A 26,927-nucleotide genomic window follows, 5' to 3' on the forward strand; every position below is an offset into this window, starting at 1 on the left:
GAATTCCCTGGTTGTTATCTATCGTTATGCACGGGCTGGCCACGGGTCAGCGATCGAACAGGGCGGCTCCGACCCACTGGGAGGGCAGCCAGAACAGGTCGTCGGGCTCGTCGATGTCGCGCAGGCACTCGCCCTGGTGGAAACACCAGCCGAGTTCGCGGATGCGCGCCCGGGTGAGCGTGGCGACCCGGTCGGTGCTCCAGGGAATATCCTCGAACAGGCGGGATGAGAAGCGGCGCAGGCCGAGCAGGGCGTAGCCGCCGTCGCAGGTGGGGTGAAACATCGCTTCGCATTGGCCGAGGCGGTGGGCGGCCGCCTGCAGCAGGGCGGGGTTGAGGTGCGGGCAGTCGGTGCCTATCAGCAGTAGCTGCGGGTTTTGTTGCAGGCCGCGCCGGGCCGCCCGGGCCATGCGCTGCCCAAGGTCGCCCTCGCCCTGATCGCTGAGTTCGATATGGGCGGGCAGGGCCAGCCCGGCCCAGGGCGGCCGGTCCGGCGCCGGGCTGGCGCACAGCTCCACCGGCCCCAGGGCCGCGGCCCGGCAATGGGCCAGGGTCGACATCAGCATGCGCCGGGCCAGGCGCGCCGCGCCCTCGGGCCCCAATGCCGGGATCAGCCGGGTCTTGGCCAGGCCGGCCAGGGGCGCCTTAGCGAACACGATGATGCGGGTGCTCATCGGTAGGCCTTCGCCAGCAAGGCCGGGTCGGCGCCCCGCCAGTAGGCGAAGCGTAACCGCCACATCAGCCAGATGGTGCGAAACAGCCCCCGGCTCTCCCAGCGCCGGCCCGAGGTGTGCGCCTTGTGTCGCAGGCAGGCCGGCCGCCCCAGCCGCTTGAGCCGCTTGCTGAGCTCGATGTCCTCCATCAGTGGTTGGTCGGGGAAACCGCCGATACGCTCGAAGCTGCTCCGGCGCACGAAGATGGCCTGATCGCCGGTGGCGATGCCGGTCAGCCGGGAGCGCAGGTTGACAAGTGCGGCCACCAGCTTCAGCAGGGGATGGCGGCCGGAAATGGTGATGTCGAAGCGGCCCCAGTGCCGGCGGGACAGGGCCTGCTCCACCGTCGACAGGACCCCGGGCGGCAGCCGGGTGTCGGCGTGCAGGAACAGCAACAGCTCCCCACGGGCCTCGGCGGCGCCGGCGTTCATCTGCCGGGCGCGGCCGGGGGCGCTGGTGACCACCCTGACTCCGGCCCGGCGGGCCAGGGCGGCGGATTCGTCCGTGCTGCCGCCGTCCACCAGGATCACCTCGGCCTGGCCGCCCCCCGGCGGCAGCGCGGCCAGGGTCCGGGGCAGGATGGCGGCTTCGTTCAACACCGGCATGATGATGGAGCAGGTCATGAGTCCTCCTGGTGCAGGGCACCGCCGCAGCTGCTGCCCTGGCCGGCGGTGCAGCCGTAGCAGTGCTCGGCCACCCGGATGGGCTGGCCGTCCAGCTCGCGGCGCAGCAGATCGCGCAGGTGCGGGCGGCCCGCGCCGGGCAGGCGCAGCCCCAGTTGCTGGTTGAAGTCGCAGTCGTACAGCTGGCCCTGCCAGTCCACGCTCACCAGGTTGCGGCACATCAGCCCCGGCAGGTTGGCGGCGGCAAAGTTTTCCTTCAGCAGGCGCAGGTAGTCGTGGAACCGGCGCTTGCTGAGCAGGTAGTCGCCGAAGCGCTTGATCGGCATGTTGGCCAGGGCGAACAGCCGGTTGAAGCGGATGCCGAAGTGTTCCCCCAGCTCGCGCTTGTAGTCGGCTTCCAGCGCCGCCTGGGGCGGCGGCAGGCTGGGGCCCTGGGGATTGTAGATCAGGTGGAGTTCAAGCCCCGAGCCGGGCTGGCCGTACCCCAGCCGGTTGAGTGCCTGCAGGGCGAGAATGCTCTTGTCGAAGGTGCCCTTGCCCCGCTGCTTGTCGACGTTGTCCACCGAATAACAGGGCAGGGAGGCCACCACTTCCACCCCCTGTCCGGCCAGGAACCCGGCCAGGTCGTCCTGGCCCGGCTCGAACAGTATGGTGAGGTTGCAGCGGTCGATCACCTTCACCCCCTGGGCGCGGGCGGCACGCACCAGCGCCCGGAAGCCCGGGTGCAGCTCGGGGGCGCCGCCGGTGAGATCCAGGGTCGACAGCCGGCGGGCCCGCAGCACCCGGGGGATCAGCGCCAGGTTGTCCTCGTCCATCATCTCGGTACGGTGGGGGCCGGCGGCCACGTGGCAGTGCACGCACTTCATGTTGCACTTGTAGCCCAGGTTCACCTGCAGGGTATCGAGCCGGTGGCGGCGGATGGCCGGAAAGTCGGTCAGATCCAGCAGCGGCAGGGTGTCTCTCATGGCGTACCTCCAGGAGTGGAATAGGCTAAGGCCGCGCGACGGGGCCGATGGTTACGGCCGGTTCGATTCCGCGTTGTCTACTAGCTTATACCCGGCGAGCGGCAAGGATCTTTCAGGCGGAATGCGCGGCATGCCCTATTCCTCGGGCTCCCCCTTCTGGGGGCTGCCGTGATCGGGACGGTCGGCGTAGCGCCTGGCTATCCGGCGGATCACCGGCAATTGCTGCTCGAAGTTGCGGCAGCCCCTGCACATCAGGGTATGCAGCTTCAGCGCCAGCTTTTCGCCGGCGGCGAGGGGCCTGTCCTGGCTCTCCGACATCAGTTGGGTGGCTTGTCGACAGTTCAGCATGAGCAGTCTCCTTGCAGTTGCCATTTGTTTTCCAGGCATTCGCGCAGGCGCAGGCGGGCGCGGTACAGCAGCACATTGAGGTTGCTGATGGTCAGCTCGAGCTCCCGGCAGATCTCATGGCTGTCCAGACAGATAAACTCCCGCATCATGAATACCCGCCCCTGGTTGGGGGGCAGGTGATCCAGGCAAAACTCGAAAATCGCCCAGAACTGCTCGTCCTCGAAACTGGCCTCGGGGGAGCTCCAGCGCACGGGGTGTTCCTCCCGATGCCAGCGGCCGCTCTGGTTGAACAGCAGCGCTTCCGGATCCTGCTCCTCGTCGCCGCCCAGGCTGGAAACCGGCAGTAGCCGCTGGTTCCTGCGAATGATGTCGGCAATCTTGTTGCGCAGTATGGCGAACACCCAGCTCTTGTAGGCGGCCTGGCCCTTGAAGGAGTCGGCGTACCTGAAGGCGCCGAGCAGGGCCTCCTGCACCGCGTCCTCCGCCAGGTGGGCATCCTTGAGCTGCAGTGTTGCAAAGCGGAGCATCTGCCGGCGCAGTGCCTCGGATAACAGCTCGGGGCGGGCGGCATGCCGTCCGTCCCGGCTCGTTTCATGTCGTTCGGGCATGGGGCCTCTTTATGCAGGCTTTGATAGGTGTGGGTAGACTGTAGCCCCAAAAAACCGGCTGTTCAGCCTTGCCCACCTTCTGATGGTGAGTCGTTTTACCGGCACTATTCTTACAGCGAGTCGAAAAATTTATCCATAGTGCTGTAATTAAGGGGAGTGCTCGGTCGACGGTCATCCGGCAGGGACACCACCCCGACGCCCTGACGCAGAGGTCCCGCCCATGAGCCAATACCATATTTTTACCCCCGAGCACGCCATCGACTATGCCCGCCGGCACGCCCCCGGCTTCGACACCGCCGCCCGGCTGTCGGCGGCGGAGGTGGGCGACGGCAACCTCAACCAGGTGTTCCGGGTGGTGGATGACGCCGGCGGGCGCAGCGTGATCGTCAAGCAGGCGCTGCCCTATATCCGCTGCGTGGGCGAGTCCTGGCCCCTGACCCGGGAGCGGGCCAGGATAGAGGCCGGGGTGCTGCGGCGCCATGGCGAGCATTGCCCCGAGCACATGGTGGCGCTGCTGCACCAGGACGCCGGGCTGTCGGTGCTGATGCTGGAGGATCTGTCGGCGTGGCGGCTCTGGCGCCAGGCCCTGATGGCGGGCGAGGCGCCGGCGGAAACGGCGGCCCGGCTGGGGCATTACCTGGCCCGGGTGCTCTATCGCGGCTCCGATTTTCACCTGGCATCCATAGCCAAACGGGCCGAGATGGTGCGGTTCAGCAACCCGGAGCTGTGCGCCGCCACCGAAACGGTGTTTTTCGACGACCCTTATCACGACCATCCGCACAACCAGATCGCGCCCGCCCTGCGCCCCCTGGCCGAGCGGCTGTGGCGAGACGGCCCCCTCAAACGCCGGGTGGCGGCGCTCAAGCACCGCTTTCTGTGTGATGCCCAGGCCCTGCTGCACGGCGACCTGCACACCGGCTCGGTGTTCGTGACCGAGGGCGGGCTCAAGGTGTTTGACGCCGAATTCGGCTGTTACGGCCCCATGGGGTTCGATCTGGGCTCGGCCATCGGCAACCTGCTGCTCAACCACTGCGGCCAGCCCGGCCTGCACCCGGGGGAAAAGGGGCGGGCAGAGCAGCGGCGGCGGCTGGAGGAGGTGCAGACCCTGTGGCGGCGGTTCCACGACGACTTCACCGCCCTGGCGGCGGGCTGCGCGGATCCGGCCCTGGCCGAGCCGGGCTATGTGGCCGACTTTCTGGCCCGGGTGTGGCGGGACAGCCTGGGCTATGCCGGCACCGAGCTTATCCGCCGCACCATCGGCATCGCCCGGGTGGCGGATCTGGACGGCATCGAGGAGGAGGCGCCGCGGCTCGCCTGCCAGCGCGCCGCCCTGACCCTGGGGCGGGCGCTGATCCTCGAGGCCGACACCCTGGCCGGCGACGGAGCGCTGGCGGCATTGGTGGCGGCGTGCGGACAGCCGTCCGAGCAGAATTAACGAACCGGCTCAGCGGCTGAGCGGCAGCCAGGCCCCGAGCAGGACGAAGAGGCCGCCACAGGTCCGGTTGAAGCCCTTGCCGCAGCGGCCCAGCCAGCCGGAGACCCGGCCGGCAAAACCGGCGATAAACAGCTCGGTCAGGCACTCCACCAGCGCGAAGGTGGCCGCCATGATGGCGAACTGCAGCCCGAGGCCGGCCTTGGGGTCGATAAACTGGGGCAGGAAGGCGGCGAAGAACAGGATGGCCTTGGGGTTGGCCAGAGCGGAGAGGAACCCCTGGCGGGCCATGGCCCAGCCGCTCGCCCGGCCTGCCGGGGTGCCGACGCCGCCGCCCGGGGTGGGCGAGCGCCACACCTGCACGCCCAGCCACACCAGGTAGAGGCCGCCGGCCACCTTCATCACCAGCAGCAGCTCCCCCGCCAGGCTCAGCAGCGAGGCGATGCCGAACATCGACAGCCCGATCACGGCCACAAAGCCCAGGGCGCCGCCCGCTATGGTGGCCAGGGTCTTGCCCGGGCCGTAGAGGGCGCCGTGGGTTAGCGCCAGCAGGCCGTTGGGGCCGGGAGTGAGCGACAGGCCGATGGTGGCCGCGAGGTAAACAAGCCAGGTATCCAGGGTCATGGCGGGCTCCTGATGGTGATGATGGGCGTCATTATGGGGCCAGGGCCCCTTTCATTTCTGGTAAAAACGAGACATAAAAGGGGAATATCTGGACCAGTGGAGTCATGATGCCGAGCCCCGATGTCGGTTTTTTGCTGTTGCCCCTGCCGGGCTTCGCCCTGCTGCCCTTCGGTGGCTTCCTCGACAAGCTGCGCTTTTCCGCCGACGACGAGGATCACAGCCGCCAGCGCTATTGCCGCTGGCGGATACTGGGCCTGGCGGAGGACGAGACGATCACCGCCAGCTGCGGGGTGGAAGTCCGGACCCAGGCCTCGCCTCGGGAGCTGGACTGGGCCCATTACCAGTACCTGGTGATCTTCGGTGGCCGCGACGCAGGGCAGACCCGGCGGCTGGCGCCGCGTTACCGCCACCTGCTGCGCCAGGCCAGTGCCCGCGGCCTCGGCCTGGTGAGCATCGACAATGCCTGCTTCCTGCTGGCCGAGGCGGGCCTGCTGGAAGGGCACCGGGTGGCGGTGCACTGGCGCCATGCCCGGGAATTCGCCACCGGCTTTCCGCACCTCGCCATGACCACCGAACAGCTGTACCTGCTGGACGGCCAGCGCATCAGCTGCGCCGGCGGCAGCGCCGCCATCGATCTGGCCACCGAACTGCTCGGCCGCCATTGCGGCCGGGAACGCGCCCTGAAGGGGCTGGCCGACATGCTGGTGGATGAAAGCCGGGAAAGGGGCCACCGGCTCCGGTCGCTGCAGCCGGAGCCGGATACCGGCCGCCACCTGGGGCGGGCCCTGGCCCTGATGCGCCAGTATCTGGGCTCGGCCATGACGGTGGCGGCGCTGGCCGAACGGCTGGGGGTAGGGCGGCGCCAGCTGGACCGGCTGTTCGTGGCCCGTTTCGGCCAGTCGGCCCGGGCCTACTGGCAGGAGCTGCGGCTGCAGCACCTGGCCTGGCGCCTGCGCCACAGCCACCACCAACTGGCCCTGCTCGCCGAGGAAGTCGGCATCCCGGACACCGGCTACCTGGCCAAGCTGTTCAAACGCCGTTTCGGGCTGACCCCGGCCCAATACCGCCGGCAATCATGAAGACGGCTCGCCGGGACGCAGGGATACACCCGGCCAGATAAGCGATGAGTTCATGCCTCAAGCCGCCGGCGAGGTTGCACCGGCGCCATGGTTGAGTTAACTCTGTAGTAACCTGGCTTTTGTTGAGTAAATCCAAAAACATGAGATCAAAAACGCCCTTGTCCCAGGTGACCGACTTCGATCTTCGCCTGTTGCGCCTGTTCAAGGTGGTGGCGGAGTGCGGCAGTTTTTCCGCCGCCGAAAGCGCCCTGGGGGTCACCCGTTCGGCGGTGAGCCTGCAGATGAGCGATCTGGAAAAGCGCCTGGGCATGCGCCTGTGCCAGCGCGGCCGGGCGGGCTTTGCCCTGACCGACGAGGGCAGGGAAGTGCTGCGGGCGGGGGAGGTGCTGCTGAGCGCGGTGGAAAACTTTCGCACCGAGATCAACCAGATCAACCGGCAACTGCGGGGCGAGCTCAATATCGGCATCGTCAACAACCTGGTGACTCAACCCCATATGGAGATCACCCGCGCCCTGAAGGCGCTGCGCGAGCGCAGCGACGAGATCCGGGTCAACATCAGCATGAGTACCCCCGGCGAGATAGAGCGGGGGCTGTTCGACGGCCGCCTGCACGTGGGCGCCATTCCCCTGACCACGCCGCTTTCTGGCCTGGACTACCGCCTGCTCTACGAGGAGCGCTCCAGCCTGTATTGCAGCCGCGAGCACCCGTTGTTTCATGCCGACGCCGAGCCGGACGACGACACCCTGGGCTCGGTCGACGCCGTGGTGCCCGGCTACCCCATGACGGCGCAGGCCATGGGCCTGCACCGGCAACTGAACTGCACCGCCACCGCTTCCGATCGGGAGGGCATCGCCTTTTTGATCCTCACCGGCAGCTATATCGGCTATCTGCCGGATCACTATGCCGCCAACTGGGTCGCCAAGGGGCAGATGAAGCCCCTGTGCCCGGAGCGGCTGTTTTTCGATGCGCCCCTGGCCATGGTCACCCGCAAGGGACGCCGCCCCAATCTGCTGCTGGAGAGCTTCCTCGACTCCCTGCAAGCCCCCCGCTGAATGGCGGCTGCTGCCGCCCTGGTGTCCGAGGAAAAGTTAAGCATTGGCTTACCTATGGTTAAATACATTTGAATTTAACTTAACCAAACCGGGCGCCAGAATGATCCTGTTATCGCTTTCCATCAACGGCAGCAGGGATTGGATCATGGCTAAACAGGATATTTTGCAGCGCGCCGGCCTGAGCCCCGAGCAGCTCGACGCCTACTGGATGCCGTACACCGGCAACCGCCAGTTCAAACAGGATCCGCGCATCATCGTCGGCGCCGAAGGAAGCTACTATCGGGATGTGGACGGCCGCCGGATCTTCGACGGCCTGTCCGGGCTCTGGACCTGCGGCGCCGGTCATAACAGGCCCGAGATCGCCGAGGCGGTGGCCAGGCAACTGCGCGAGCTGGACTATGCCCCGGCCTTTCAGTTCGGCCATCCCAAGGCGTTCGAGCTGGCCCATCGCCTCCGCGAGCTGACGCCCACCGGCCTCGACTACGTCTTTTTCACCGGCTCCGGCTCCGAGAGCGCGGACACCGCGCTGAAAATCGCCCGGGCCTACTGGCGCAAGAAGGGCAGGGCCGGCAAGAGCAAGCTGATCGGTCGCGCCAAGGGTTACCACGGCGTCAACTTCGGCGGCATCAGCCTGGGTGGCATCGGCCCCAACCGGGCCCTGTTCGGCCAGGGGATCGACGCCGACCACCTGCCCCATACCCTGCTGAAGCAAAACGCCTTTAGCCGGGGCATGCCGGAGCAGGGCGCCGACAAGGCCGAGGATCTGCTGGAGCTGATTGCGCTGCACGACGCCTCCAACATCGCCGCCGTCATCGTCGAGCCGCTGGCCGGCTCCGCCGGGGTGATCCCGCCGCCGGTGGGCTACCTGAAACGGCTGCGCGAGATCTGCGATGCACACGACATCCTGCTGATCTTCGACGAGGTGATCACCGGCTTCGGCCGCATGGGGTCCATGACCGGCGCCGAGGAGTTCGGGGTGGTGCCGGACATCATGAACCTGGCCAAACAGCTGACCAACGGCGCCGTGCCCATGGGAGCGGTGATCTGCCAGGGCGAGATCTACCACACCTTTATGGAGCAGGGCGGGCCCGACTACATGCTCGAGCTGCCCCACGGCTACACCTATTCCGGCCATCCGGTGGCCTGCGCCGCGGCGCTGGCCTCGCTCGATATCCTCCAGCAGGACCAACTCGTTCCCCGCGTGAAGGAGATGGCGCCGTATTTCGAGAATGCGCTGCACGGCCTGAAAGGCACCCCTTATATCAGCGATATCCGCAACTACGGCCTGGCCGGTGCCCTGCAGATCGAAAGCTACCCCGGCGAGCCGGCGCGCCGCCCCTTCGAGATTGCGATGAAGTGCTGGCAGAAGGGCTTTTACGTGCGCTACGGCGGCGACACCATCCAGCTGGGCCTGCCCTTTATCGTGGAGCGGGAAGAGATAGACCGGCTGGTCAACGCCCTGGGCGAGGTCATCGGCGAACTGGACTGAGCCCCGGCCACCGCCGCGAAAGACAAAAATTCATATCAAGCGAGGTACATGGATGAAGATTATCGGCCACCTGATCAACGGCGCCATCGTGACCGACGGCACCCGCACCCAGGACGTGTTCAACCCCTCCACCGGCGAGGTCGCCAAGCAGGTGGCCCTGGCCGGCAAGGCCACGGTGGAGGAGGCCATCGCCGCCGCCCAGGCGGCCTTTCCGGCCTGGCGCAACACCCCGCCGCTGAAGCGGGCGCGGGTCATGTATCGTTTCAAGCAACTGCTGGAAGAGCATGCCGAGGAAATCTGCCGGCTGATCGGCGAAGAACACGGCAAGATAGCGCACGACGCCATGGGCGAACTGCAGCGCGGCATCGAGAACGTCGAATACGCCTGCGGCGTGCCTGAGCTGCTCAAGGGCGAGCACAGCAAGAACGTGGGCCCGGCCATCGACTCCTGGAGCGAGTTCCAGCCGCTGGGCGTGGTGGCCGGCATCACCCCGTTCAACTTTCCCGCCATGGTGCCGCTGTGGATGTACCCCATGGCCATCGCCTGCGGCAACTGCTTCGTGCTCAAGCCTTCCGAGCGGGATCCGGGATCGACCCTGTACATCGCCCAGTTGCTGATGGAAGCGGGCCTGCCGGCCGGGGTGATCAACGTGGTCAACGGCGACAAGGAAGCGGTCGACACCCTGCTGGACGACCCGCGGGTGCAGGCGGTGAGCTTCGTCGGCTCCACTCCCGTTGCCGAATACATCTACGCCAGGGCCAGTGCCAACGGCAAGCGCTGCCAGGCGCTGGGCGGGGCCAAGAACCACGCCATCGTGCTGCCCGACGCCGACATGGACAACGCCGTCAATGCCCTGACCGGCGCGGCCTTCGGCTCTTCCGGCGAGCGCTGCATGGCGCTGTCGGTGGCGGTGGCGGTGGGCGACGCGGCCGCCGAGGCCTTTATCGAGAAGATGAAGGCGCAGATGCAAAGCCTCAAGGTCGGCGCCTTCAATGACAAGCGCAACGACTTCGGCCCGGTGATCACCCGCGCGCACATGGAAAAAGTAGTCGGATACATCAACAGCGCCGAGGAGCAGGGCGCCGAGATAGTGGTGGACGGCCGCCACCCCAGCGTGCCCGGGTTTGACAACGGCTTCTTCGTGGGCGGCACCCTGATCGACCGGGTCACCCCGGAGATGCTTTGCTACAAGGAAGAGATCTTCGGCCCGGTGCTGCTGGTGGTGCGGGTACAGACCATGCAGGAAGCGATGGATCTGATCGATGCCCACGAATACGGCAACGGCACCTGCATCTTCACCCGCGACGGCGAGGCGGCCCGCTACTTCAGCGACAACATCCAGGTGGGCATGGTCGGCATCAACGTGCCGCTGCCGGTACCGGTGGCCTACCATTCCTTCGGCGGCTGGAAGCGTTCGCTGTTCGGCGATCTCTATGCCTACGGCCCCGACGCCGTGCGCTTCTACACCCGGCGCAAGACCATCACCCAGCGCTGGCCCTCGGCGGGGGTGCGCGAAGGGGTGCAGTTCGCCTTTCCGTCCTGACGTAACAGGGGTGGGCGGTGTTTCGCCGCCCGCCGGCTCTCCCTTTTCTGCTCACCTCGAATGATCAATTTCAGCCCCTTTCACCCGGCGAGCGTCGTCACCGCCATCCCGGTGCCATAGTTGAAAGAGGATGGGCGCCGCCGGCCCATACCGGGCGGTTGGGGCGAACGGCGGCGTCGCCCGCCAGCGCGAGGAGGTGGATTATGGATGGGGCAGTGGTTCGGCGCGAGGTGCGGCTCGATGCCGCCGGTGTCACCCTGGACGGGTTCTTGGCGTTGCCGGTGGGAGGGCAGGCCCTGGTGCTGTTTGCCCATGGCAGCGGCAGCAGCCGGTTCAGCCCGCGCAACCGGCTGGTGGCGGAGCGGCTCAATGCCGCCGGGATCGGTACCCTGCTGTTCGATCTGCTGACGGCGGATGAGCACCGCATCGACGAGGTGACGCGCGAGTTCCGCTTTAATATTCCGCTGCTGTCCCGGCGGCTGATCGGCGCCATCGACTGGGCGGGCGGCGAGGCCGATACCCGGGCCTTGCGCCTCGGGCTGTTCGGATCCAGCACGGGGGCCGCGGCGGCCCTGTTGGCGGCCGCCGAACGTCCCCGGCGGGTGGCGGCGGTGGTGTCCAGGGGAGGGCGGCCGGATCTGGCGGGCGCGGCCTTGCCCAGGGTGCAGGCACCGACCCTGCTGCTCGTGGGTGGCGAGGACCATCAGGTGCTCGGCCTTAACCGCGAGGCGGCGCAACAGATGCGGATCCGCCCCCGGCTGGAAACCGTGGCGGGCGCCAGTCACCTGTTCGAAGAGCCGGGCACGCTGGATGCGGTGATCCGTCTGGCCATCGACTGGTTCGCGCGCCATCTGTGCCGGGATTGAGCCGGCATGGCCTGCTTACGTCAACGCCAGCTCCGCCAGCCATTCGGCGAACCGTTGCCGGTCGTGGCCTGCCAGGGTGTTGAGCGGCAGCGGCAGGCTGGGCGCCTCGGCCAGGCCCAGCAGCTCGGCGGCGGTTGCGGTGACCCGCAGGCTGCCGTACTGGCGGAACAGCGCCCACATTGGCTGCAGCCGGTCGGACAACTGCAGGGCCCCGTGGGCGTCGCCGGCCCGGGCGGCGCGGGTGATGGCCAGGGCCGTCTGGGGGAAGAGGCCGCCTATTACCGAATACCAGACCTCGCAGCCGGCGTTCAGCCCCCTGGCGGCCAGGGCATCGCCGCTAACGCCTATGGTCAGGTGCGGGGGCAGCAGGGCACGCAGGCGCTCGACGCGCGCCCGGGCGGCCTCGGCGTCGTCCGGCACGCCGGGTATCTTGATGGAAGCCACCCGCGGCAGTCCCGCTATCCGGCCGTGCAACTCGTCGCTGAAGGTGAAGTGGGTCGTGCCGGGGTTGTCGTAGACACAGAGCGGCACGGACAGGGTGCGGGTTACGTCCCGGTACAGGCCGAACACCTCGTCGTCCGACAGTGTCTGGTACGACACCGGCGCCAGCAGCACGCCGGCGGCCCCCGCCTGCTGGGCGTCTTCGGCCAGCTCCTGCACGGTGCGGGTGCGCAGGGCGCCGATGCCGGCGATCACCGGCACCGTCCCCGCGTGCCGCACCGCCAGCTGCACGATACGGGCCCGCTCGGCCCGTGTGAGGTAGGCATAGTTCCCCGTCGAGCCGAGCACGCCGATGGAGTCGACCCCTGCGCCGGCCAGGCGTTCGACCAGGCGGACGAAGGCGGCCTCGTCGATGCCGCTCTCGTTCATAGGGGTGAGGGGAAATGCGCTGAGGCCTGCAAACATGTTTTTCTCCGGTGACAGGGTGACGGGCAGGAATCACATACTAATGCCTATGCGCCCAGATGGCACCAATACCAAGGTGCCTGCTGGCACAGCCTCGACGAGCCGGTGCGGCCGTCCTTCGGCCCATGGAGATAACGCGGGCCTTGATGCTTTTGCATCAACGCCGCGCTGTATCCCGGCACCTGGGCGGAAGTACGGCAGGGCTTGTAGGGTCGAATTTATTCGACCGAACCATGGCGCTGCTGGTGAGATGGTCGATTGAAATCGACCCTACGGGGACCCTTGGCGGACCCCGGCGCCGGCTCTGTGCCGTGATCCCGCCTTGTGCTGAAATGGCGGCCTTACCGGCAACAACCTGATGCAAGGCGGAGCAGCGTGAAAAAAACCACCATCGTCGAGATTGCCGAACGGGCGGGCGTGGGCCGGGCCACGGTGGACCGGGTGCTGGAGCAGGCGGCGTCTCGGCGCGACGGTATCATCTTGTTCGCTCCTGCCCATCCGGCGGTGGCGACGGCGGTCAATCGCGCGGCCGCATCGACTTCACCCTGTTCACCCCGGAAAACCTGGGCGACTGAGGGCGGCTGTGCTCCCATGGGTGAGTAGTACTCTTGCGGCGGTAACCGGTCGATTAAACCGGCAAGATGATGAGGAAGAACAATGATAGATCGTCTGGACCACCTGGTTCTCACCACCGCGGATGAGGCGGCCTGTATCGGATTTTATGTCGATCTGCTGGGCATGGAGCTGGAACGCTTCGGCCAGGGGCGCAAGGCGTTGCGCTTTGGCAACCAGAAGATCAACCTGCACCTCAGGGGCAAGGAGTTCGAGCCCAAGGCCCATACCCCGGTGCCCGGGGCGCTCGATCTCTGTTTCATCGCCGACCGCCCCCTGGACGAGGTGATCCGCCTGCTGCGGGAAAAAGGGGCAAAAATTATCGAGGGGCCCGTGATGCGCGCCGGCGCCACCGGCCTCATCCGTTCCATCTACCTGCGCGACCCGGATCTCAACCTGGTCGAGATAGCCGAAATAACACGCTGACCGGCAGAGTCATTGTGGTCACCTCCGCGAAGGCGAAGGTCCATGACAGCGTGTACTGGACTCCCGCCAGCCGCACGCCCTGCTCCTCGATATGGCGCAGGTAGGTGAGGGTGATGTTCTGCTCGCCGTACATGAATATTTTCGGGCAGGGCAGGCCGAAACAGTTCTCTATCAATCCGCGGTGATCCGACAGCTCGACCATCGACTCGAAAGTGCCCCGTACCGCGCCTGCCCGCACCTTGTGCCGCGGGCTGGCGAGGTGCGGGCGCTGGTATAAAAGGGCGCCTGGCGGTTGTTGCACTTGTGAGTTGAATACGCGGTTAGCTTTCATGTTTGTGGAACAAGGAACCCCATAATATCCAAGAGGTTCCTTTTTATTGAAGGCTAAATAACTGTTCCGAATGGTAGATCACTACCGGCAGCGACTGGGTTCCGCTAAGCAGACCCTCCGCGCCAGGGATGGCGCGGCGGAGCCCCCAGGGATGGGTTCACGGCGTGTCTGCGTGCGGGACCCGGCCGATGTAGCACTATTAGGAACAGCTATTTAGATCACGGTACCGGCTGAGGGGGCCTCCAGTTCTCCTTCACTTTTGGCCACTATCATGGAGACCATCATATCCCCGCAGACATTGACGGATGTTCTGGCCATATCCAGGATACGATCCACGCCAGCGATGATGGCCAAACCTTCCATCGGTAAACCAACGGACGTCAGTACCAGAGAGAGCATAATCAGTCCCGCGCCAGGTACACCGGCGGTACCAATAGAGGCCAGGGTGGCGGTAGTGATAATAGTGAAATAATCCACCATGTCCAAGCTTACGCCAAAAGCCTGGGCGATAAAAAGAGCAGTCACTCCCTGGTAAAGGGCCGTTCCGTCCATGTTGATGGTGGCTCCCAGGGGCAAGACGAAACCACAGACGGATTTGGAAACCCCCAAGTCTTCTTGAGCATGCCTGATGGTTACCGGTAAGGTACCGGAACTGCTTGCAGTGGAAAAGGCCACCATGGCAGGGTTAATGATTGCTTTAAGATATACAATTGGATTTGAACGAGCAAGAAGACCAATGATGCCAGTGTAAACAAGCAGTACTTGTATTAGGCAGCCGATGTAAACAGCAATAATCACCGAGCCCAGTGATAGCAAAACCTCGAAGCCATACTTGCCTGCCACCCAGGCGATAAGACCAAATACGCCGACCGGAGCCAGACGCATGACCATGGCAGTGAGCTTATACATTGCTTCGGCTAAACTTTCCAGTGCAGTAATGGCAGCCCGTCCCTTCTCACCAGATTGGCTCAGGGCAATACCCAATGCCAATGCAAACAGAATAATTTGCAGAATATTACCCTCTGCCAGCGCAGCGACCGGATTTTGAGGGATTAAATTCAGCAGGCTCTGGATCAGTGTCTGTGGCTCACTCATTACCGGTGCGGTAACGGCAGCAGCCATATCCATTCCTTTTCCTGGCTGCAGCACGCCGGCCAGCAGTAGCCCAACGGTAATGGCAACGGCCGTAGTCAAGAGGTATAGAACAAACGATTTCAGCCCTAGACGACCCATTTTATTGCCGTCTTTTATCGACGAAACCCCGACTACCAGTGAGCAAAAAACGAGGGGAACGATCAACATTTTTATTAGGTTAAGAAAAAAAATCCCGATCGGCTCCAGCATGACAGCCTGCTCTCCGAGGAAGGACCCCGTTAGTGCACCTAAGAGCATGCCGATTAAAATTTTCTTCCATAACGCCATGTTAGAGGCTTTGGTTTCGCTTATTTGTACGGTGGCTTCATGATGATTGCTCATATTTTATACCTCAACTTCCTGTTGTGTTAAAAAATCCATCTGTTTTCTATTCAGATAGTGCAAAGGCCTCGACTTCAATCAGATAACCGTGGTGCAGTTCTGGTACGGGAACAACGGATCTGGCAGGCTTGGTTTCGCCAAATATTTCCGAGTATATTCTGTTGAATTCAGACCAGTGTTCCACTCCAACAATGTAAGCGGTCACTTTTAATATCTGATGTTTTTCTGCACCAGCCGCTCTGGCGATTTCCAGTACATTGTTAAGGCATTGTCTGGTTTGTTCAGAAAACGATTTGTCAAAACAATGGATCCCATCTTTTTCTGCGGCTAGTTGTCCAGAAATAAAAATGATATCGCCTCCGATTTTTGCCTGGGAATAGTGACCAAAGGGTGCTGGTGCGTTCTTGGTTGAAATGTTCATGATGCGTTTTCCAATGTTAATAAGTGATTTTTAATAACTGATTCCAATGTTGTATTGGACTGGCGTTTAATGAAACCACGTCTGGACGTGGTGAACGCCGTCGCAACCTGCTGTGAATATTCACTGAATATTTGCTCAGGCCGAGCAGGCTCATCACGGCACGATAAAATCTCGCCCTGGTGTGAGCCTGTTTGCAATGGTTGTGCGCTGCCCGGTCGATGCAGCACTATCAGGAGCCGTTATTTAATTATTGCCTCATCCACCGCCACGGCGTCGGCGCTGCCGCAGTTACCACCCCTTGATCCGGTGCCAGACTTCGAGGGTTCCGTTCAGATCATCAACTACCTGATACTGATCGTGCATGGCGGCGGTCGCACAGGCATGGTTGGGCAGGATACGCACCCGGCTGCCGATGGGAAAATCCTCGAAGCAGAGCGGATGGCCATCCACCCGGCCGATGATGCCGTGCTCCTGATTGGCGCTGAGCACCTGCATGCCCGCCATCACGGCGCCACCGGCGTTCGCCACCTGGCCATAACCGTAATCGACCGGTGCCCTGGCCGTGCCCCGGTCGGCAGACAGCGCCATCCAGCCCGCGTCCACCAGCACCCAGCCCTTGTCCCGATTGTGGCCGATCACGGTGGCGACCACGCTGAGGGCAATATCCTCGAGTTCGCAGACGCCGATATTGGCCATCACCAGGTCGAAAAAGCTGTATACGCCGGCGCGTACCTCGGTCACGCCCTCCAGTTGCCGGTAGCTGAACGCCGTGGGGGTGGAGCCCACGCTGACCACCGGGCAGGGGATCTGCCGTGCGGCCAGGGCGTTGCGGGCCCTGAGCGCGGCCGCGACTTCGTTGTCCGCCGCTTCCTGCAGCCCCTGCCGCCGGTAGCAGCGATAGGACTCACCCGCGTGCAGTAACAGTCCCTGGAAGTGGGCCGGCCCGTCCGCCAGCAAGCGGGCCAGTTCGATCAGCCACGGATCTTCGGGGAGGATGCCGCCGCGGTGGCCATCGCAGTCAACCTCGATCAGGGCGGGAATGGTGCACCGATGGACGGCACAGTAGTCGTTGACCGCCTGCACCTGCTCCAGGCTGTCGAGCAGAACGGTGAGGGTAACCCCTCGTTCAATCAGGGCGCCTACCCGGGGCAGCTTGGCCGCCGAAATACCGACGGCGTAGGTGATGTTGTGATAGCCCGCCTCCGCCAGCGCTTCCGCTTCCCGCAGGGTGGACACGGTGACGGGCGATGAAGCGTCGGGCAGCACATAAGCCGCCGCCTCGATGGCGCGTATGGTCTTGAAGTGCGGCCGCAGGGCCACGCCAAAGGGTGCTATCAGCGAGCGCAACCGGTTCAGGTTATTGATGAATTTGGGTTTGTCCACCATCAGGAAAGGGGTATTCAGATGGCCATGGGCCGGTGCCTGCGTTGATCCTGTATGGGTTTGCATGATGACGTTCCTCCGCCGTTGCTTTGATAATGTTGGTGGTGTGGAGTATGGAGGAACTATGCTTTAATAAATATTAATCAAAACTTACTTATTAATTAGGTTTCATCTTAATGATCAGCACGGAAGACCTGCGCTTTATCAGGATGCTCGCCGGCCATCGCACGCTCGCCGACCTTGCCCGGGCAATGAATGTGACCCCGCCTTCCGTTACCCAGCGGCTCAAGCACATTGAAGACAAACTCTCGACGCCCCTGGTGCAACGGCCTTCCCGCACCATCAGCCTGACCGAAGAAGGGCTGTTGCTGCTGGAGAAGGGGCTGCCCATCCTGAACGAGCTGGATGAACTGCAGGAACAACTGGCCGATCGAAAACGCCTGGTCAGCGGCAAGCTGCGCGTGCTGGCGCCGCTGGGCTTCGGCAACGAGCACGTGGCTCCCCTGCTCGGAGCGTACAAGCGGGCCCATCCGCAGCTGGATGTTGAGCTGGAACTCTCGGATAACCCCGTCTGGTCCAGCTGCCATAAGTGGGATGTGATCATCTACATCGGCGCCCTGAGGGACTCCTCCCTGAAGATGGTGACCCTGGCCAGAAACCGGCGTTTTATCTGCGCCTCGCCCGCTTACCTGGCCGCCCACGGCGAGCCGCGCAGCCCGAGGGAGCTGCTCCAGCACCAGTGCATCGCCCTGCGGGAAAACAACGAAGATGTGACCTTGTGGTCCTTCAGGCAGCGGAAAAGCAACAAGGAAGAGGTCATCCGGATACATCCGCAACTGGCCAGCAACGAAGGCCGGGTGGTCAAGGACTGGGCCCTGGCCGGGCTCGGCATCATCATGCGTTCGGAGTGGGACGTGCAGGCCGCTATCGACAGCGGCGGCCTGGTGCGCCTGCTGCCCGACTACCGGTTGCCGGATGCCGACATCGTCGCCCTGGTGAGCGGCCGGGGAGGGGAACGCTCCGCCCGGGTCTCCGGTTTTCTCGCCACGCTCAAAGCCGGCCTGCAGCCGGCGCCCTGGCTGGCCGGGTAGCGGCTATCGGTTTTCCCGGCACCATGTCCCTCAGGTTTCACCTCGGTAGCGGTGTTCACGGCCGCGAGAATCCATTCCTGAAAAACGGCCATGGCGAGACGCATGCTGGCCCTGTGCGAAGAGGCCGGGTCGGCTGCCGCTCTAACGTTGGTGCCAGTCGAGGAGATAGCGGCGCGGCTGGTATGCCTTCTCGGTGGGCGAGGTCATGGCCGGGCTCCTGCGGTTACAACTGTTGGGTATCGCCTGAAGCATGATATGACAAGTGTGGAAACGCCCCATAGAGCGGCGCGACACGAGGCATGCCCTGGCTCGGTTTTGTGGCCGGCCAGGGCTCAGGGTGAGATGCGGATGAGTATCTTCAATACGAGGGTTATGGTTGCTCTTTTTTACGGGTGGCGTCGTCCAGGCTGAGCACCGTCAGGGCGTTGGCCGAGCTGGTGGCCAGGGTGTCGATCACCCCGGTGCGCAGGGCGCCAAGGATGCCGGCGGCTTTGGTTCTTTCGCTGGCGATGGCGATGACGTCCGGGATCCGCGCCAGATCGCCGATGGTCAGCCCGATCACCCGGGCCTGCATCTTGGTCTGGGAAGTCTGGCCATGGATGTCGATGAAGTCGTACCCCATCATGTCGCCCACCGTGCCCAACAGCCGGGCCTCGGCGATCTCCTGGGGGGAGAACCAGCCCATGCGCACCATGTTGCTGTCTTCGCTCATGTCGCCCACCCCGATCAGCGCCATGTCGGCGCGCCGGGCCCGATCCAGGGTCTGGCGCACCGTGCTGTTTTCCAGCAATTGCTGGCGCAGCTCCGGGTGTTGCACCAGGGCGGGAGCATAGAGGGTTTCGCTGTCGCCGCCGAACTTGGCGGCCAGGCGGCGGCAGATGTGATCCGGGTTCATGTACTCGCCGGCCTTGAGCGAGCCGCCGATGGCGCAGACGAAGGAGCATTTGTAGCTGTTGTCGGTAAACACATTGTCGGCCACCGCGCCCACATTGCGGCCCATGCCCACCGCCACCACGCTGCCGTCGCTGAGCTGACGGGTGAGGTGATCGGCCACCAGCGACGCCACCTCCGAGCGCTGGCGTTCGGGGTCGGTGTGATCCAGGGCGATCAGCGCGCGCTTGATGCCGAAACGTTCAATCAGCGCCTTTTCGATATCGGCGCTCACCGAGGGGTGGTGGCGCACCCGCACGTCGACGATGCCGACCGCGTGGGCCCGCTTGATCAGGCGGCCGACCTTGATGCGGGACATGTCCAGGCGCTGGGCGATGGCCTCCTGGGTCTCGCCTTCCACGTAATAGAGCGTGGCGATTTCCGTCATCAGTGCGATTTCCGCGCTTTCCTGCCGATCCAGCATATGAAGATTCCCCCTTTTTATCCGGCGGTCATTCTACATCAGGCACTTAAGTAACAGAAGCCGGTCGCACGGGTGTTTGTGACATAAGTTTTTATTAATAACTAATGATGTGCTGATTTATGGCGGGTCATGGCCTTGATTAGTCATTATTTTGACGATTTTTGCGGTTTAACTGTGATTTTAGAATGTTTGTGGGATTTCATCAGAATGCGTGCTTTGTTCATTTGTTTTTGTCATTGACATTTGTTTGGTGGCGGCGCTACCCTGTGTTCGACCAGCAAGGTGCGCGGCAGCCTGCCGGCGCCATATCTTGAAGGGAGGCTTTAGATGGATCAGGACCTGCTCTACCGCCTGAGCGCGGTGACCGAGGCCGCGGCTCTGGCCGGCTACGCCTGGCTGGGCCGCGGCGACAAGAACGCCGCCGACCAGGCCGCCGTGGTGGCCATGCGCGACTTGCTCAATCAGAGCCCGATCGACGGTCGCATCGTGATCGGCGAGGGGGAAATCGACGAGGCGCCCATGCTCTATATCGGCGAGCAACTGGGACGGGGCGGTGTGGCCGTGGACATAGCGGTGGACCCCATCGAAGGCACCCGCATGACCGCCATGGGCCAGGCCAATGCGCTGGTGGTGCTGGCGGCGGGAGCCAGGGGGAGTTTTCTCTCGGCACCCGACATGTACATGGAAAAGCTGGTGGTGGGGCAGGGGGCCAGGGGGAGTATCGATCTGCAGCGCTCCCTGGCCGACAATGCCCGGGCGGTGGCGCAAGCCTTGGGCAAGCCGTTGTCCGAACTGACGGTGGCGACGCTGGCCAAGCCCCGCCACGAGGCGGTGATTGCCGAGCTGCACCGGTTGGGGGCACGGGTATTCGCCTTTCCCGACGGTGACGTGGCGGCCTCGGTGCTGGCCTGCCTGCCCGATACCGGCATCGACATGATGTATTGTATCGGCGGTGCGCCCGAGGGGGTGATTTCCGCCGCGGTGGCGCGCAGCCTGGGGGGTGACATGCAGGGCCGACTGCTGCTGCGCAGCGAGGCCAAGGGGGCGAGCCCCGCCAACGACGCCGCCAGTGAGCAGGAGGCCCGTCGTTGCCGGGAGATGGGCGTGGTCGCGGGAGCGGCGCTGACGCTGGAGGAGATGGTTCGCTCCGACGACATCGCTTTCCTGGCCACCGGCATCACCGGGGGCGAGCTGCTGGAAGGCGTCCGTCGCTACGACGATGGCCGGTTGACCACGGAAACGCTGGTGATCTGCGGCCAAACCAAGGCGGTGCGACGCATCCGCGCCCAGCACTGAGGCGGTTCGGGCGGGACCTGCCGCAAGGTGCGTCCCTTGTCCGCATGGCCCGGGGCTGCACAGCCATAGGCTGGGTGCAATATTGGTTTAAAACTTGGGCGCCGGTGTCGTACAATGCCGTGCCGCCAATGCGGTGTTTTATTTTATTTACTTATTCTCAGGGCGGGGTGAAAGTCCCCACCGGCGGTATGTTGCAGCAGCCCCATGGGTGGCAACGAGCCCGCGAGCGCCCGGCCTGTGGCCGGGGTCAGCAGATCTGGTGAGACGCCAGAGCCGACGGTGATAGTCCGGATGGAAGAGGATAAGGGAGCCGGCCTCCGCCGCCCCAGGGCGGCGGTGTCGCATCGTCGTTTTGCCGGTATCCTGAAAGGCTTTCCCTGGCGGAAAGCCACTGTTCCCATGCCCTGATTCTGGTAGCAACAGGAGCTTTTACCATGAATCAGTTTGTTCAAAGTCCTTCTCTTTTAGCCGAATTCGGTACCCCCATCGAGCGCGTGGAACGCGCCCTGCTCGCCCTGCGAGTCGGGCAGGGCGTGCTGGTGGTGGATGATGAAGACCGGGAAAACGAAGGGGATCTCATCTATGCGGCCGAGAGCCTGACTTCTGCGCAGATGGCGCTGATGATCCGTGAATGCAGCGGCATCGTCTGCCTGTGCATCACCGACGAGCTGGCCCGCCGGTTGGAGCTGCCGCCCATGGTGGTCGATAACTCCAGCAAGAACCAGACCGCCTTTACCGTCAGCATCGAGGCCAAGGAAGGGGTGAGCACCGGCGTGTCCGCCGCCGACCGGGTGACCACGGTCAGGACCGCCATCGCCGACGGCGCCCGGGCCGCCGACCTGGCCCGTCCCGGCCATATCTTCCCCCTCAAGGCCCAGCCTGGTGGAGTATTGAGCCGGCGCGGCCACACCGAAGGCACCGTGGATCTGATGAAACTGGCGGGGCTCAAGCCCGCCGGGGTGCTGTGCGAGCTGACCAACGAGGACGGCTCCATGGCCCGGTTGCCGGAAATCGTGGCCTTCGGCAAGCGGCACGACATGCCGGTGCTGACCATCGAGGACATCGTCCAATACCGCAGCGAACTGCTGGCCGAGGCTGGCTGAATAAGGGGGCCGGCGTAAAATTCGAGGCCGCTCACCAAGGGTGGGCGGCTTGTTGCCAGAATGTATCGGCGACCCAATGGTGGGGGTAGGGCCTCAGACCTGGCGAGATCTCGGCCTTGGCATAATGCGTTTCCTGAGTTTGCCGTTGATGTTTAATGCTATTTCGGGGTTTGGGCTCGTGGTCGAAAAGTTCGCCAAGCTGAGGAACTGACTATGCTGCTGCATGGCTGGGAATGAAAACGGTCGCGGCGGCGGCTTTCAACCAGAGTAATAAACACTGTAAGGGGCAGATGATGAAGATTAGAGCGGTCGTGACTGATATAGAAGGTACAACGAGCAATATCGAGTTTGTCCATCAGGTGCTTTTCCCCTATTCGAAGGAGCACCTACCTGCATTTGTAAAGGCATACTGGACCGATCCCGAGATCAGGCGCTACTTGGCGCAGGTAGAACAGGAGGTTGGTTCAACTGAGCCGGATGTCGTCATCGGGAAGTTGCTGCAGTGGGTAGAACAGGATGTCAAAGCTACACCGCTAAAGGCGTTGCAGGGGAAAGTCTGGAAGCAGGCCTTCGAGGAAAAGCTGTTTACCAGCCATGTATATGCCGATGCCTATACGCACATAAAAGGCTGGTACGAGAACGGTATTCCTGTCTATGTTTTCTCGTCGGGGTCTGTTGACGCACAGATTGGCATCTTCGGACATACCGTTGAGGGAGACATGACGCCGTTTCTGAGCGGCTATTTCGATACCGAAATAGGCGCAAAACGTGAACCGGTCGCCTATCGCCACATTATCGAGTCGATAGCTTGTGAAGCCGGCGCAGTCCTCTTTCTATCGGACGTTGTTCAGGAGTTGGATGCGGCTGCAGAGGCAGGCATGCAGACCTGCCTGTTGATCCGCGGTGACAGTCCGGATAACGCTGACAGACACCCGTCAGTCAGCAGTTTTGATGAGCTGGATGCCGTATTCGAATTTTAATAGGAAGGTGGCTGCTCCCTTTGTCGGGCGGAGCAGCCACAGATTCAACAATCAGAGTTTCACTTGATGCTTTGTTCGCAGAAGCTCAATGCTTTTTTTTACCTCGTCCAGTCTCACTGATTCCGGCCACCCCAGCGCCGCTGCCACAATAGCGGATATTTCCTCTATTCCTGCAATATCGAGATCGCCGCGTACTGCAAGCGCTGTCCGGCGAATGAGCAGATCATCCAGGTGCACGACCTGTTCGTGACGCGCTATCCAGTCGAGCTCGGCCGGACTGTATGCGGTGCCCGACTCCAGCTTTTCTTTCCGGTTCGTTGTGCTTTCTTGTTGTGCTATCGCTGCTGCCCTGGTGCCGTAACGCTCCAGCAGTTGTTGGATACGTACTTCGGTCAGGCCGGTGTTGTCGGCGAGTGCTCTGATCCAGTCATGGCGCTCATGGGGTTCAGGGTAGCCGGCTCCTCCGCCGATGCTGAGTTGCCGGGTCGAGCACTTGCGAGGATGTTTCAGCTCTTCAAGGAGCGTATCGGCTACCTCTTCGGCAAAGCCCCGGAAAGTGGTCCATTTGCCACCGACCAATGACAGTATTGAGAAGGGCCGCTCCGGAGTGGCGTCGATGCGAGGAGCTGAGTGATCACGACTGATTAATCCAGGCTCCCTGGCTTGGGAGCGGGGCAAAGGTCGTATTCCGGAATAGGCATAGACGATCTGCTCTTGAGTGATCTGGGTTCCGGGTAGAAGGGCGCGCACGCTGTTGAGAAAGTATTGCAGTTCGGCTTCGGTACAGCCTACTTGGTCGGGATCGTCATGGGGGATATCGGAGGAGCCGAGGATCAGTCGCCCCAAGTATTCGAAGATCAGGCAGATACGACCGTCATCGGCTTCGAAGTAGATCATCTGATCCTTCAGTTGTTGCGCCAGCTCAGGATGGTCAATTATAACGTGTGAGCCCTTGGTACCGCCTATGAGCGTGCTTTGGACGCCAAGAGACTGATTCACCTTGTCAATCCAGGGACCGGCCGCGTTGACCACGATTTTCGGCTGCACACGGTAGCGCTGGCCGCTATCGCCTTGCAATTCGACGATACCCGATGTCTGACCGAGTACCCGGGTATAGTTCAAGGCCCGAGCTTTGGGATTGGCACCGAGTCCATCCTGCACCAGCTCCAGCACCAACCGTTCGGGGTAGTTGACTTTCGCATCGTAATAGACGCCGGCCGCGACGATGCGATTCGTCAGGTTGGGCAATATGCTCAAAGCCCGTTTTTTGGAAAGCATCCGGTGTCTGGGCATGACCCGATTCTGGGCGCCAAAATAGTCATAAAGCCTGAGTCCGATCTTGACGAGCACGGCGCCCCGACTCCGGGGGGCCGAGGTGCTGCCAAACAGGGTACGCAGTGCCGCCGTTGTTCCCTTGAACCAGGAAAAGATGGGAATCGTCGTCTTCAGGGGATGCACCTGATGCGGTGCGTTTTTAAGCAGCAGGTTGCGCTCTAGTGCCGATTGGGCGACCAGTCGCAACTCGGCTGTTTCCAGGTATTTAATGCCCCCATGGATCAGTCGTGAGGGCGCAGCGCTGGTGCCGGAGCCGTAATCGCCCTTGTCGACCAGCATCGCTGTGATGCCCTGCTCACAGAGGTCTCGGAACAGGCCTGCTCCATTTATCCCGGCGCCGATAATCAGTACATCGACCGGAGTCGGTGCACAAGGCTCTGATATAGAGGGTGAAGTTGCTTGCATCTTGATTTATCTGCTCCTGGTTCAAAGTCCCTGTGGCATGGGGTGCGACGCCAGCGCATCCCAGATTGGCTGTAGTTGCTCCGCTGCCTGACAGAAAATTCGGTAGCGAGCATCGAAGAGCTCGGTGCGTTCGGTTCGAGGCTGATAGGTATGCCTGAGAGTGCTGAGCTCCCTGGGATCGCAAAAAGCGCTTTCGAACAGGCCGGTTGCTGCGCCACCACAGAGGGCAGCCCCCCAGGCAGCGGGTTCCTCCGTCGTACTCACATCGACAGGCAGACCCAATATGTCGGCAAACATCTGGGCAATATTGGTGTTTCTCGAGATTCCACCCGTGAGATGAATATGCTGGATTGGAAAGCTGCCCTGGAGCTTTTCCACGTGCCAGCGGTGGTTGAACACTATCCCCTCGATTACTGCCTTCAGTAGTGTGCCTCGGTCATGCCAGCCATGAACGCCCAAGAAACCCCCACTGCTGTTGCCACCAAATGGTGATCCGAAAAGATAAGGGTGGAATAGAGTGGCGCTGGGCGCTTGCATCGCCGTTGTCAATTCGTCGTTCAGGCGTTGGTGAATAGAGACGGATACTTCTCGTTCCGATGCGAAAAAGGTATCTATAAACCAGTCGTAGTTGGTGGCCGAGGCGGGCGAGATCGACATACAGTGCCAGAGTCCGGGCTCGATGGAATTACGGCAGAACCAGCCTGGGTCCAGCTTGGGTTGATCGGCGAGGACCTCGTTGATGGAGTAGGTTCCGGCCACGATAGTGGCATTGTGCAGACTATGCCCCCCAATGCCCAAGGCCGATGCCGTCACATCGTGGAGGCCAGCGGCAACCGGTGTACCCTCAAGCAATCCGGTTTGCCCGGCGGCTTTTGCTGTGACCGCTCCGACGATCTGGGCCGACGGGGCCATCTCAGGAAGTGCTGAATAGAGTGAGTCAAGGCCATAGAGCTGCAGGATAGCGCCGTCGTATTGTTGGGTTTCGACGGCTGTAAACGATGTGCTGGCTTCGGTCATGTCTGTGCCCAGCGAACCGCTCAGGCAATAGCGCAACCAGTCCTTGCAGCTCAGTATGGTGCCTATCTTCTTGTAGCGCTCCGGCTGGTGCCGCTGTATCCAGCTCAGTAAGGCGGAAGGCGCCGATGGGTGAGGAACCTGGCCGGAGAGCGTTATTGCATCCCTGTCCAGGCCCCGCTCTCGCCATTCGCAAACGATCGGGTGAGCGCGGGTATCGAGAGAGAGTATGCCGGGGCCAAGAGGATTTTGCTGGTGGTCGAGCAGATAAACTCCGTCTCCATGAGCTGTTACCGAGACCACGGCTATATCCGATGGCCGGCATCCGCTGTGATGAATGGCTTCCTTGATAACCTCCGCGGTTTGTTGCCACAGCATGTGCATATCCCGCTCGACCCGGTGGGGTTGCGGCAGCAATTGTGGCAATCGCCGCCTGGATACTGCCACTGTGCGACCGTTGCTATCGAAAACCGCTGCCTTGGTGACGGTCAGTCCGCTGTCTATTCCTAGGATATATTTCATGTCACTCCCCGTTGTGAACAGAGTGTAAAGAGCCCAGTTTGGCGATGCGGACCTCTATGCCCTGGTTTCGTATCTTGTCTATCTCACTTTCAGGGGTCAGTTCATCAACGATTACTAAGTCGAAGTCAGCCAACGCCAAATAGCGGTACAGCGCTCTTCTTTCGAATTTGGTGTGATCGGCCAGCAGAATGCGCCGGCTGGCAGAGTCATACATGGCCTTCTTGGTCTCAACCATTTCGGGAGACTGATGGAAGATCTGGCCGTTGACGATGGCTGACATGGAAACGAAACACAGGTCGGCACTGAGCATGGATATTTCGTGACGGGTAATCTGACCGAGAAAAGCGTTGCACCAGCTCTGGTATTGTCCTCCCAGGCTAATCAGGTTGATGTCGCTGCTGTCTTTCATTTCGTTAATCAGCGACAACGAGTTGGTTATCACGGTCAGGGGAGCCTTGCCGGGGAGCAAGCGTGCCATCTGAAACACAGTGGTCGAATCGTCGAGAAACAGTGATTGGCCAGGCTCTATGCTTTCAACGGCTGCCTTGGCAATGGCTTGCTTTTCTCTCAGTTGTCGGGAGGAGCGATAAAGGTCGCTGGCTTCGACCAAGCTGGTGGGTGTTGCTGAAACGATGCCTCGTCCCTTGCGCAGCAAGCCCCGTTCTTCTAATTCATCCAGATCCCGGTGAATGGTCATCAGGCTGATACCGAAACGCTCAACGAGATCTTCAATACGCACTGAACCTTCCTGGATCACTGCCTCTACAATCAGTTGTCGACGCGTAAGCTGCCTGGCCTGACGGCTATCGGAGGGGATGACGTCATTGAAAATGAGATCGAGTGCGGGGGCATTTTTTTTTCTGGTCATTGCTATATTCCGCATAACTTGATCCAGACCGGGAATGCTGAAACAGTTGCTGAAGCAGCAAAA

27 protein-coding genes and 1 riboswitch are annotated in these 26,927 nt (G+C 62.5%); of the genes, 12 read left to right on the plus strand and 15 right to left on the minus strand.

The window, feature by feature from the left end:
* Positions 1–46 precede the first annotated feature (46 nt).
* From ACT7DK_RS08760 to ACT7DK_RS08780, 5 genes are all read right to left on the minus strand, one after another.
* A complete protein-coding gene (locus ACT7DK_RS08760; protein WP_445398298.1) occupies positions 47–673 on the minus strand; it encodes a TIGR04282 family arsenosugar biosynthesis glycosyltransferase in 627 nt (208 codons plus the stop codon).
* Complete coding sequence (locus tag ACT7DK_RS08765; protein ID WP_445398299.1) at positions 670–1,335, minus strand: TIGR04283 family arsenosugar biosynthesis glycosyltransferase; 666 nt, start codon at positions 1,333–1,335, stop codon at positions 670–672. The genes ACT7DK_RS08760 and ACT7DK_RS08765 overlap by 4 nt, the downstream gene beginning before the upstream one ends.
* Complete coding sequence (arsS, locus tag ACT7DK_RS08770) at positions 1,332–2,300, minus strand: arsenosugar biosynthesis radical SAM (seleno)protein ArsS (RefSeq protein ID WP_445398301.1); 969 nt, start codon at positions 2,298–2,300, stop codon at positions 1,332–1,334. The genes ACT7DK_RS08765 and arsS overlap by 4 nt, the downstream gene beginning before the upstream one ends.
* 135 nt (positions 2,301–2,435) lie before the next feature.
* The gene (locus tag ACT7DK_RS08775; RefSeq protein ID WP_445398303.1) at positions 2,436–2,648 is read right to left on the minus strand and encodes a zf-HC2 domain-containing protein; all 213 of its coding nucleotides are present in this window, start codon (positions 2,646–2,648) and stop codon (positions 2,436–2,438) included.
* Positions 2,642–3,256 carry an RNA polymerase factor sigma-70 gene (locus tag ACT7DK_RS08780; protein ID WP_445398305.1) on the minus strand — a complete coding sequence of 205 codons (615 nt, stop codon included), beginning with the start codon at positions 3,254–3,256 and terminating at the stop codon, positions 2,642–2,644. The genes ACT7DK_RS08775 and ACT7DK_RS08780 overlap by 7 nt, the downstream gene beginning before the upstream one ends.
* 220 nt (positions 3,257–3,476) lie before the next feature.
* Here ACT7DK_RS08780 and mtnK point away from each other — a divergent pair, with 220 nt between their 5' ends.
* A complete protein-coding gene (gene mtnK, locus ACT7DK_RS08785) occupies positions 3,477–4,691 on the plus strand; it encodes an S-methyl-5-thioribose kinase (protein ID WP_445398307.1) in 1,215 nt (404 codons plus the stop codon).
* Between the two features lie 9 nt (positions 4,692–4,700).
* On the opposite strand, the gene ACT7DK_RS08790 is transcribed toward mtnK, so the two are convergent.
* Positions 4,701–5,312: a LysE family translocator gene (locus ACT7DK_RS08790; RefSeq protein ID WP_445398309.1), complete on the minus strand. Its 612-nt coding sequence runs from the start codon at positions 5,310–5,312 to the stop codon at positions 4,701–4,703.
* Positions 5,313–5,416: 104 nt separating this feature from the next.
* Here ACT7DK_RS08790 and ACT7DK_RS08795 point away from each other — a divergent pair, with 104 nt between their 5' ends.
* From ACT7DK_RS08795 to ACT7DK_RS08815, 5 genes are all read left to right on the plus strand, one after another.
* The gene (locus ACT7DK_RS08795) at positions 5,417–6,391 is read left to right on the plus strand and encodes a GlxA family transcriptional regulator (RefSeq protein ID WP_445398311.1); all 975 of its coding nucleotides are present in this window, start codon (positions 5,417–5,419) and stop codon (positions 6,389–6,391) included.
* Positions 6,392–6,531: 140 nt separating this feature from the next.
* Positions 6,532–7,443 carry a LysR family transcriptional regulator gene (locus tag ACT7DK_RS08800; protein ID WP_445398313.1) on the plus strand — a complete coding sequence of 304 codons (912 nt, stop codon included), beginning with the start codon at positions 6,532–6,534 and terminating at the stop codon, positions 7,441–7,443.
* Positions 7,444–7,588: 145 nt separating this feature from the next.
* Entirely contained in the window at positions 7,589–8,932 is a 1,344-nt protein-coding gene (locus ACT7DK_RS08805) for an aspartate aminotransferase family protein (RefSeq protein ID WP_445398315.1), read from the plus strand.
* Positions 8,933–8,984: 52 nt separating this feature from the next.
* Positions 8,985–10,475: a CoA-acylating methylmalonate-semialdehyde dehydrogenase gene (locus tag ACT7DK_RS08810; RefSeq protein ID WP_445398317.1), complete on the plus strand. Its 1,491-nt coding sequence runs from the start codon at positions 8,985–8,987 to the stop codon at positions 10,473–10,475.
* Between the two features lie 203 nt (positions 10,476–10,678).
* Positions 10,679–11,341 (plus strand): dienelactone hydrolase family protein, encoded by a 663-nt coding sequence (locus ACT7DK_RS08815; RefSeq protein ID WP_445398319.1) that lies wholly within the window; start codon positions 10,679–10,681, stop codon positions 11,339–11,341.
* A gap of 15 nt (positions 11,342–11,356) precedes the next feature.
* Here ACT7DK_RS08815 and ACT7DK_RS08820 read toward each other — a convergent pair whose 3' ends face one another.
* On the minus strand, positions 11,357–12,247 hold the full coding sequence (locus ACT7DK_RS08820) for a dihydrodipicolinate synthase family protein (protein WP_445398321.1): 891 nt from the start codon (positions 12,245–12,247) through the stop codon (positions 11,357–11,359).
* Between the two features lie 375 nt (positions 12,248–12,622).
* Here ACT7DK_RS08820 and ACT7DK_RS08825 point away from each other — a divergent pair, with 375 nt between their 5' ends.
* Both ACT7DK_RS08825 and ACT7DK_RS08830 read left to right on the plus strand, forming a co-directional pair.
* Positions 12,623–12,850 (plus strand): hypothetical protein, encoded by a 228-nt coding sequence (locus ACT7DK_RS08825; protein WP_445398323.1) that lies wholly within the window; start codon positions 12,623–12,625, stop codon positions 12,848–12,850.
* A 54-nt stretch (positions 12,851–12,904) separates the two neighbouring features.
* Positions 12,905–13,285, plus strand: a complete 381-nt coding sequence (locus tag ACT7DK_RS08830; protein WP_445398325.1) for a VOC family protein — start codon at positions 12,905–12,907, stop codon at positions 13,283–13,285.
* Here the strand turns inward: ACT7DK_RS08830 and ACT7DK_RS08835 are convergent.
* The 4 genes from ACT7DK_RS08835 to ACT7DK_RS08850 form a co-directional block, all read right to left on the minus strand.
* The gene (locus ACT7DK_RS08835) at positions 13,251–13,616 is read right to left on the minus strand and encodes a hypothetical protein (RefSeq protein ID WP_445398327.1); all 366 of its coding nucleotides are present in this window, start codon (positions 13,614–13,616) and stop codon (positions 13,251–13,253) included. The two genes, ACT7DK_RS08830 and ACT7DK_RS08835, sit on opposite strands and share 35 nt — an antisense overlap.
* Before the next feature lie 213 nt (positions 13,617–13,829).
* Positions 13,830–15,092 (minus strand): dicarboxylate/amino acid:cation symporter, encoded by a 1,263-nt coding sequence (locus ACT7DK_RS08840; protein ID WP_445398329.1) that lies wholly within the window; start codon positions 15,090–15,092, stop codon positions 13,830–13,832.
* 46 nt (positions 15,093–15,138) lie between these two features.
* Positions 15,139–15,513 (minus strand): RidA family protein, encoded by a 375-nt coding sequence (locus ACT7DK_RS08845; RefSeq protein ID WP_445398331.1) that lies wholly within the window; start codon positions 15,511–15,513, stop codon positions 15,139–15,141.
* A 288-nt stretch (positions 15,514–15,801) separates the two neighbouring features.
* Positions 15,802–16,962, minus strand: a complete 1,161-nt coding sequence (locus tag ACT7DK_RS08850) for an alanine racemase (RefSeq protein WP_445398333.1) — start codon at positions 16,960–16,962, stop codon at positions 15,802–15,804.
* Between the two features lie 110 nt (positions 16,963–17,072).
* Here ACT7DK_RS08850 and ACT7DK_RS08855 point away from each other — a divergent pair, with 110 nt between their 5' ends.
* Positions 17,073–17,987 carry a LysR family transcriptional regulator gene (locus ACT7DK_RS08855; protein ID WP_445398335.1) on the plus strand — a complete coding sequence of 305 codons (915 nt, stop codon included), beginning with the start codon at positions 17,073–17,075 and terminating at the stop codon, positions 17,985–17,987.
* 370 nt (positions 17,988–18,357) lie between these two features.
* Here ACT7DK_RS08855 and ACT7DK_RS08860 read toward each other — a convergent pair whose 3' ends face one another.
* Entirely contained in the window at positions 18,358–19,341 is a 984-nt protein-coding gene (locus tag ACT7DK_RS08860; protein ID WP_094038462.1) for a sugar-binding transcriptional regulator, read from the minus strand.
* A gap of 327 nt (positions 19,342–19,668) precedes the next feature.
* Between ACT7DK_RS08860 and glpX the strand changes: the two genes are divergently transcribed.
* The 3 genes from glpX to mtnC all read left to right on the plus strand — a co-directional run bounded on the left by glpX (position 19,669) and on the right by mtnC (position 22,720).
* The gene (gene glpX, locus ACT7DK_RS08865) at positions 19,669–20,637 is read left to right on the plus strand and encodes a class II fructose-bisphosphatase (protein WP_096779045.1); all 969 of its coding nucleotides are present in this window, start codon (positions 19,669–19,671) and stop codon (positions 20,635–20,637) included.
* A 149-nt stretch (positions 20,638–20,786) separates the two neighbouring features.
* A riboswitch (FMN riboswitch) is annotated at positions 20,787–20,944 on the plus strand.
* Between the two features lie 127 nt (positions 20,945–21,071).
* Entirely contained in the window at positions 21,072–21,740 is a 669-nt protein-coding gene (gene ribB, locus ACT7DK_RS08870) for a 3,4-dihydroxy-2-butanone-4-phosphate synthase (RefSeq protein WP_445398338.1), read from the plus strand.
* A gap of 233 nt (positions 21,741–21,973) precedes the next feature.
* The gene (gene mtnC / locus ACT7DK_RS08875) at positions 21,974–22,720 is read left to right on the plus strand and encodes an acireductone synthase (protein ID WP_445398340.1); all 747 of its coding nucleotides are present in this window, start codon (positions 21,974–21,976) and stop codon (positions 22,718–22,720) included.
* A 51-nt stretch (positions 22,721–22,771) separates the two neighbouring features.
* Here the strand turns inward: mtnC and ACT7DK_RS08880 are convergent, their stop codons facing one another.
* The 3 genes from ACT7DK_RS08880 to ACT7DK_RS08890 are packed head-to-tail and all read right to left on the minus strand — an operon-like array spanning position 22,772 to position 26,864.
* Complete coding sequence (locus tag ACT7DK_RS08880) at positions 22,772–24,460, minus strand: glycerol-3-phosphate dehydrogenase/oxidase (RefSeq protein ID WP_445398342.1); 1,689 nt, start codon at positions 24,458–24,460, stop codon at positions 22,772–22,774.
* 21 nt (positions 24,461–24,481) lie between these two features.
* On the minus strand, positions 24,482–25,996 hold the full coding sequence (locus ACT7DK_RS08885) for an FGGY-family carbohydrate kinase (RefSeq protein ID WP_096779047.1): 1,515 nt from the start codon (positions 25,994–25,996) through the stop codon (positions 24,482–24,484).
* A 1-nt stretch (position 25,997) separates the two neighbouring features.
* Entirely contained in the window at positions 25,998–26,864 is an 867-nt protein-coding gene (locus ACT7DK_RS08890; protein ID WP_445398344.1) for a DeoR/GlpR family DNA-binding transcription regulator, read from the minus strand.
* Between the last annotated feature and the right edge of the window lie 63 nt (positions 26,865–26,927).

The sequence above is a fragment of the Zobellella sp. An-6 genome, assembly GCF_052487945.1.

Excerpts from the sequence above, each read along its gene's own strand:
- ACT7DK_RS08760 (WP_445398298.1), bottom strand. The coding sequence starts at position 673 with ATGAGCACCCGCATCATCGTGTTCGCTAAGGCGCCCCTGGCCGGCCTG.
- ACT7DK_RS08765 (WP_445398299.1), bottom strand. The coding sequence starts at position 1,335 with ATGACCTGCTCCATCATCATGCCGGTGTTGAACGAAGCCGCCATCCTG.
- arsS (WP_445398301.1), bottom strand. The coding sequence starts at position 2,300 with ATGAGAGACACCCTGCCGCTGCTGGATCTGACCGACTTTCCGGCCATC.
- ACT7DK_RS08775 (WP_445398303.1), bottom strand. The coding sequence starts at position 2,648 with ATGCTGAACTGTCGACAAGCCACCCAACTGATGTCGGAGAGCCAGGAC.
- ACT7DK_RS08780 (WP_445398305.1), bottom strand. The coding sequence starts at position 3,256 with ATGCCCGAACGACATGAAACGAGCCGGGACGGACGGCATGCCGCCCGC.
- mtnK (WP_445398307.1), top strand. The coding sequence starts at position 3,477 with ATGAGCCAATACCATATTTTTACCCCCGAGCACGCCATCGACTATGCC.
- ACT7DK_RS08790 (WP_445398309.1), bottom strand. The coding sequence starts at position 5,312 with ATGACCCTGGATACCTGGCTTGTTTACCTCGCGGCCACCATCGGCCTG.
- ACT7DK_RS08795 (WP_445398311.1), top strand. The coding sequence starts at position 5,417 with ATGATGCCGAGCCCCGATGTCGGTTTTTTGCTGTTGCCCCTGCCGGGC.
- ACT7DK_RS08800 (WP_445398313.1), top strand. The coding sequence starts at position 6,532 with ATGAGATCAAAAACGCCCTTGTCCCAGGTGACCGACTTCGATCTTCGC.
- ACT7DK_RS08805 (WP_445398315.1), top strand. The coding sequence starts at position 7,589 with ATGGCTAAACAGGATATTTTGCAGCGCGCCGGCCTGAGCCCCGAGCAG.
- ACT7DK_RS08810 (WP_445398317.1), top strand. The coding sequence starts at position 8,985 with ATGAAGATTATCGGCCACCTGATCAACGGCGCCATCGTGACCGACGGC.
- ACT7DK_RS08815 (WP_445398319.1), top strand. The coding sequence starts at position 10,679 with ATGGATGGGGCAGTGGTTCGGCGCGAGGTGCGGCTCGATGCCGCCGGT.
- ACT7DK_RS08820 (WP_445398321.1), bottom strand. The coding sequence starts at position 12,247 with ATGTTTGCAGGCCTCAGCGCATTTCCCCTCACCCCTATGAACGAGAGC.
- ACT7DK_RS08830 (WP_445398325.1), top strand. The coding sequence starts at position 12,905 with ATGATAGATCGTCTGGACCACCTGGTTCTCACCACCGCGGATGAGGCG.
- ACT7DK_RS08835 (WP_445398327.1), bottom strand. The coding sequence starts at position 13,616 with ATGAAAGCTAACCGCGTATTCAACTCACAAGTGCAACAACCGCCAGGC.
- ACT7DK_RS08840 (WP_445398329.1), bottom strand. The coding sequence starts at position 15,092 with ATGAGCAATCATCATGAAGCCACCGTACAAATAAGCGAAACCAAAGCC.
- ACT7DK_RS08845 (WP_445398331.1), bottom strand. The coding sequence starts at position 15,513 with ATGAACATTTCAACCAAGAACGCACCAGCACCCTTTGGTCACTATTCC.
- ACT7DK_RS08850 (WP_445398333.1), bottom strand. The coding sequence starts at position 16,962 with ATGCAAACCCATACAGGATCAACGCAGGCACCGGCCCATGGCCATCTG.
- ACT7DK_RS08855 (WP_445398335.1), top strand. The coding sequence starts at position 17,073 with ATGATCAGCACGGAAGACCTGCGCTTTATCAGGATGCTCGCCGGCCAT.
- ACT7DK_RS08860 (WP_094038462.1), bottom strand. The coding sequence starts at position 19,341 with ATGCTGGATCGGCAGGAAAGCGCGGAAATCGCACTGATGACGGAAATC.
- glpX (WP_096779045.1), top strand. The coding sequence starts at position 19,669 with ATGGATCAGGACCTGCTCTACCGCCTGAGCGCGGTGACCGAGGCCGCG.
- ribB (WP_445398338.1), top strand. The coding sequence starts at position 21,072 with ATGAATCAGTTTGTTCAAAGTCCTTCTCTTTTAGCCGAATTCGGTACC.
- mtnC (WP_445398340.1), top strand. The coding sequence starts at position 21,974 with ATGAAAACGGTCGCGGCGGCGGCTTTCAACCAGAGTAATAAACACTGT.
- ACT7DK_RS08880 (WP_445398342.1), bottom strand. The coding sequence starts at position 24,460 with ATGCAAGCAACTTCACCCTCTATATCAGAGCCTTGTGCACCGACTCCG.
- ACT7DK_RS08885 (WP_096779047.1), bottom strand. The coding sequence starts at position 25,996 with ATGAAATATATCCTAGGAATAGACAGCGGACTGACCGTCACCAAGGCA.
- ACT7DK_RS08890 (WP_445398344.1), bottom strand. The coding sequence starts at position 26,864 with ATGACCAGAAAAAAAAATGCCCCCGCACTCGATCTCATTTTCAATGAC.